At 70.3% G+C, this 5,155-nt stretch carries 3 protein-coding genes and 1 pseudogene; 2 read left to right on the top strand and 2 right to left on the bottom strand.

The annotated features are described in order from the left end of the window. Positions 1-262 (top strand): annotated as a pseudogene (locus tag NBW84_RS22030) (Fur family transcriptional regulator); the annotation flags it as partial. Between the two features lie 113 nt (positions 263-375). Here NBW84_RS22030 and NBW84_RS22025 read toward each other — a convergent pair. Together NBW84_RS22025 and NBW84_RS22020 are read right to left on the bottom strand one after the other, a co-directional pair. Continuing rightward, complete coding sequence (locus NBW84_RS22025; protein ID WP_250287043.1) at positions 376-888, bottom strand: BlaI/MecI/CopY family transcriptional regulator; 513 nt, start codon at positions 886-888, stop codon at positions 376-378. A 1,612-nt stretch (positions 889-2,500) separates the two neighbouring features. Further along, positions 2,501-3,046 carry a CYTH domain-containing protein gene (locus NBW84_RS22020; protein WP_250287040.1) on the bottom strand — a complete coding sequence of 182 codons (546 nt, stop codon included), beginning with the start codon at positions 3,044-3,046 and terminating at the stop codon, positions 2,501-2,503. A 1,322-nt stretch (positions 3,047-4,368) separates the two neighbouring features. Between NBW84_RS22020 and NBW84_RS24605 the strand changes: the two genes are divergently transcribed. Then, positions 4,369-5,155 (top strand): Ig-like domain-containing protein (locus NBW84_RS24605; RefSeq protein ID WP_445548815.1); only part of this gene is annotated, 787 nt, incomplete at its 3' end.

Genomic DNA, 5,155 nt, shown 5'->3' with positions numbered 1-5,155 from the left:
CACCGCCGCCGAGCTCGCGCTGCTGGTGGACGTCGGCTCGGGCGTGACCCTCTACGAAGTGGGCGGCACCTTCCACCACCACTTCGTCTGCCGCTCCTGCGGATCGGTCCAGGACATCGCCTGCGCCGTCGGCACACCCCCCTGTCTGCGTCCGGACGCCGACGCCCATCCCGGTATCGCCAGCCTGGACGAGGCGCGGATCGTCTTTCGCGGTCTGTGCTCCGGCTGCGGCGCGCTTCGTGGGAGCGCGCTACTCCCGTGAGGAACGTGCCCGGCAAGCACCAAAGCTCAAGGCCACGTCTCGGCCATGTCTCACCACGATCGCAGACGGCCCGTCCGGCCCTGCGCCCTGTGTCCTGCGCCCGGGTCGTCGCCTCATCCCGCGTCCGGATCTCCGGCGCCGGGAGCATCCGTGGCCGCACGGGTGTCCGGGGCCGCGGACTCCAGCAGCCCGCGCAGCAGGCGCGCCTGCCCGGGCGACAGAGCCGCGGCGAAATGACCCAGTGCCGCGTCGGGGTCGCCCGCGCGCTCCAGTGCCGCGAGCATCTGGGCGGCGGCGTGTTCCTCCTGACGCCGGGTCGGGTGATACATCCAGAGCCGACGGACGCGGACCCGCTCGACATGCCCCTTGCTGATGAGACGGGCGAGCGTGGTGGCAATGGTGCTGTGCGCGAGTTCCCCACCCAGCTCCCGCTGGATGTCGCCGGTGCTGACCGGTGCGCGCGCCGCCCAGACGACCGCGAGGACCGCCGCCTCCAGCTGGCCGGGCTGGCGCCGGGCTGCCAGGCCATCGGCGGCTGGCGGCTGGCGGCCGCTGTCGTCTCGTGCGGCGTCGCCTCGTGGGGCGTCGCCTCGTGGGGCAGGTTCAGGGCCCAGAGTAGTCAACAAAGACCGTCCTTGGATGCGTGAAGGGCGTGGCGGCGGCATGATCCGCCGAAGTGGCAACAGCTGGCGCGGATGGCCGGTGTGTCGGTCGCGACAGGCAGGCACCGATACGCCGCGGCGGGGCCCGGAAACATCGAGGAGCCCGCCGGCACTGAGAAACCTGCCGGCGTGTGGCATCCGGACAGCGGCAGACCTGACGTGGCGTGGCGTGGCGTGAGGTGGCGTGGCGTGGCGTGAGGTGAGCAGCGTCGCCCGGTCGTCGGATCGGTCTCCTCGGCGGAGGACGACGCCGACGGATCAACGTGCCGGCAGCGGCTGTGACGGTCCCGACCGACCGAAGAGGGCCGGGTCCTGCCGGGCGCGGTGCCGCCGGCCCCCGCCGGAGCGGCCACAGCGCCGTGGGCCGCGGGCTACCGGGGCAGGCAGCCGCCGGAGCGGCCGACGCTCATCTCACGGCCGGCGGACGTCCCGCGGCGGTCCCCGGCGAGCCATCGCGTGCCTGAGGATCCCGGTCGCCGCGGGAACCACGGAGCAACCGCGTGGCCGGGCCAGGAGCGCGCCGTGGTCGGCAAGGGCCGTCCGGCCGGGCAGCGCCGCCGGGAGCAGGATCGACAGTGCGGCGTGAACGATGCGGATGACGAGCGCCCGGGCATGACCGACGGCAGCGGCGCACGGCCTGCCGGCCCGCCGTCCGGGCCGCCCGGCCGTGGCCGGCACACGCGAAAGCGCGGCCGGGCCATTCGCCCAGGCACAGCTTTGCACCATGTGCCGCGGCCCACCCATCTGTAGTCGGTTGCATCGCCCGTGTCACGGGGTTACATGTGGTCGTGTGACATATGTAGTCGCCCGTGGCTACCCACGTCATCCGCGGGAAAATCTGGTGGAGAACCTCACACCTCGCTGGTACGCCACGTCACCATTCCGGCCGGAATCCATGGTTACGTCGACAAATGATTACCAGGCGCGAGCGCCCTGCCACCCGGGAAAGATTTTATCCGCGAGCGACGGGAGCGGACTCCGCGAACCGGCCGGAAATCTTTGTGGCCGCCCCCTCAGCACGAACCCGACGTATTCACACTGGCGCGGATCGCACACGGCCGGCCCCGGCCGCACCAACGCCCGTCCGTCCGCCCGTCCGCCCGTCCGACCACAGCGTGGCCACGCAGCGGCCGCACGCCGGCCGGATAACACTGATCATGCGCCGCCGGGCGCACGCCGCCGCAGCCGCCGGACGTCCGCGGCCCGAGGCGAAGCGTGGAGCCGGAGACCGAACAGCATCCGGACACCCAAGCAACAGGAGAAGCACTCTGAAAAATCAACGAATGAGCAACGAGCCCCAAAACAGGATAATACTGGGCAACAGGTATCGAACTACCGTCGCCGGCCGGCTGGTACCGGACGACTAGTGCCGGACGGCTGACACCGCCCGATCGGCACTATTCGACTGGTATCGGCCGACTGGGACCGTTTCGGCCCATCGGGACCCCGGTGCCGTCGCGGTCCGGCCACGGTGTCCGCCAGGAGTGGCCGCGACACGCGGGCGACGACACGCACCAGGGACCGCCCAGGCGTGGACCACCTGGACAGCGGATCCGAGAAAAGGTCTCGAGGGATCTCAGGCGGCACGCAACTGGGCGGTCCGCACCAGCGCGTCACATGTTTCTTCGGTACGTGTCACATCAACGCCCAGGGATGCCACAAAGGCATTCAACGCCTCCTGTACGGCGACCACCGACTCGTGTGGGGACACCGGGCAGTCGAGCTCCAGGAACATACCCAGCCCGTCGAGTTCGTCCACATAGAGCGACATGTTGCCCAGGCTGGCCGTCCGCCGGATCTTGGCCACCCGTACCGTGGGACAGAAACCCATGTTCAGGATGGCCTGGTGCATCTGATCACGATCGGCGACCTCGGTCTCGAACGAGACGTACGCCTGGGCGTTGATCGTGGGCTGTTTCAATGTGAAGAAATGACGGTTGTTTATCGTGCGCAGCCGCGGGAAGGACACCCCCAGCCGACTGTCCTCGAAGGTCCAGCGATCAGGGGCGTACGCCTGGTCGTCCTGAAAGAACGGCTCACCCAGCTCGATGCCTCGCGCCTTGAGGGTCAGGAAGAGCGCCTCCCGGTCCCACACGTGGAACTTGACCTTAACCTCACGCACACGAGCCTCCCCATCGTCTACCCGGCGATCCCCCGAGGCGACAACCTGACACATAACCAACCAACCAGAAGTGGCGCCCACCGCCAAAGCTATAGAGTCGGATGGGCGTTGGATGCGAGCAAGCAGCCCTGACTACATCTTTCTAGCGTGTGTCCGGGGCCCGGGGCACGATATCAACGTCGCGGTGACAGCCAGCAACGTTAAGTACACGATCCGGCCTTCGTCGAGGTCTCCTGGACGCAGGCCGGCGCGTCGCCCGTCCCCGAACGACGCTCGCCTCCACGCCGGGCCTCGGATGCCGGCGTCGCATATCCGCAGGCAGACCTCCATCAGGTTACGAGCATGTTTCACAACGGACGCCGTTCGGATCTTCGTCCGGCCGTGCGGTGATGCGCCCACGGTGCGGTCGGCCTCATCGTCGGCATCGTGGTCGATCACAGGCCGGCAAACCGGGGGACAGCCCCGACCATGCGCCGGAATCCCCGCCAGCCAGCGGGCGGGCAGCTCGTCGCGGAGCCGGCCACCGCGGGCCGCCGGCCTGCGCGGCCCCGCCCGTCCCGCTTTCCGGAAAAGCCCGGAAAGCCGTCGGAGCAATCATTTACCGATACGACCGGCCGCCGCGCGGGCCAGCGGATCCGGCGTGTGCGGAAGCCGGCCCGGTGAAATCCGGGAAACCCGGGCCGGGGCCCGCCATACGGCATGGCGACGGCCCCGGAAAAGCTGCCCGGAACAGTTCACCCACCGAGTCGGCCAGCTATGACAGCCGTCGTCGACGGCGGTCGCTCCCGCGTTCGGCGGCCCGGGCCGGCGGCTCGGAAAATCGGAACGACATCGCCCCGGGACGAATGAACAACGTTTTCGCGACAGCGAAAAAGGGATCGGGGCGGCCCACGGCCACCAGGCCCACGGCAACCATGACAGGACCGGGCCGCGCCGGCATGACGTCCCGGCCCCGACGGCGGCGCCGGCAGACGACATCCGCCGCTCGCTGACCGCCCGACCGCCACCACGCACGACCAGGACATGGCCCGGGAGACGACCGGGACATGGCTGCGGTCACGACCGCGGCAGCGGTCCGACTACGGCAGCGGTCCGGCCGGGGCGTGGACCGGCCGGCAGCGGGCACGGCTGGACGACACCGACCCGGCGTCGTCCAGCGGCAGGCCTCAGGCGCAGACTCGACAAGCACGCGGACACCATCACGCCCGATCAGCCCGGCGTCCGATCAACTCGGCGCGTACAGCCTGGCAAGTTGCCCGGAAAGATCCGGGTATGCTCCGATACAGACCGAACTCGGACGCCGGAACAGCGAGGAGAAGCGGATGAGGCCCACACCCGTGGACGGCCACACCCGCACCGAAACGGATCTCTACGGCGAAAGCACCGACATCCGTCCCAAAGGGCACAGGCTGAACCTGCGTGCGCTGACGGACCGACGGCGCCGGCTGTGGCTGGGGATCGGCGCCACCGGGCTTGTACTCGTCATCATCGTCGGCATCCTCCTCACCCGGGGCGGACAGGAGCCGGTGCCCACCCCGGCAGCCGCGGCCACCGCGCACCCGAGCACCCTCGCCGGACCCACCGAAAAGGCCGCCCCGCCCCGCCCCCTCGGCCGCTGGGTTCTCAGCGCCGGCACGAGCCCTCTCGAAGGGCAGTCCATCCAGGGCGGTACCGAGATCACCCTGACCGCGGGCACGGACACCCTGGACAAGGTCGAGCGGGTCAAGTTCTCCCTCGACGGCGACACGGTACTCGATGACCGGGACGCGCCGTTCAGCGTCCCGCTGGGCAATCCGAGCCCGGGCAAGCACACCCTCACCGCCCGGGTCCGCACGGACGACGGCAGCGCCGAGGTCGAGTCCACCTTCACCGTCACCGGTGACGGGGCGGCCCCGGCGCCCACCATATCGGCCGCGCCGGTGCCGGCCGCGGTCCTCGCCGCGCTCCCACCCGTCCCACCCCCGCTGCGCACCATCGAGGCCACCACCACCGACCAGCTCACCACCGCCCTCGCCAACGCCCGCCCCGGCGACCTCATCCACCTCGCCGACGGCACCTACCACGGCACCTTCACCGCCAACCACCCCGCCACCCCCACCGCCCCCATCA

The organism is Protofrankia sp. CiP1_Cm_nod2 (assembly GCF_920664355.1).
Taxonomy (GTDB): Bacteria; Actinomycetota; Actinomycetes; order Frankiales; family Frankiaceae; genus Protofrankia.
Note: the sequence above shows the minus strand (reverse complement) of the source record. Positions and strands in the feature narration are given on the sequence as shown.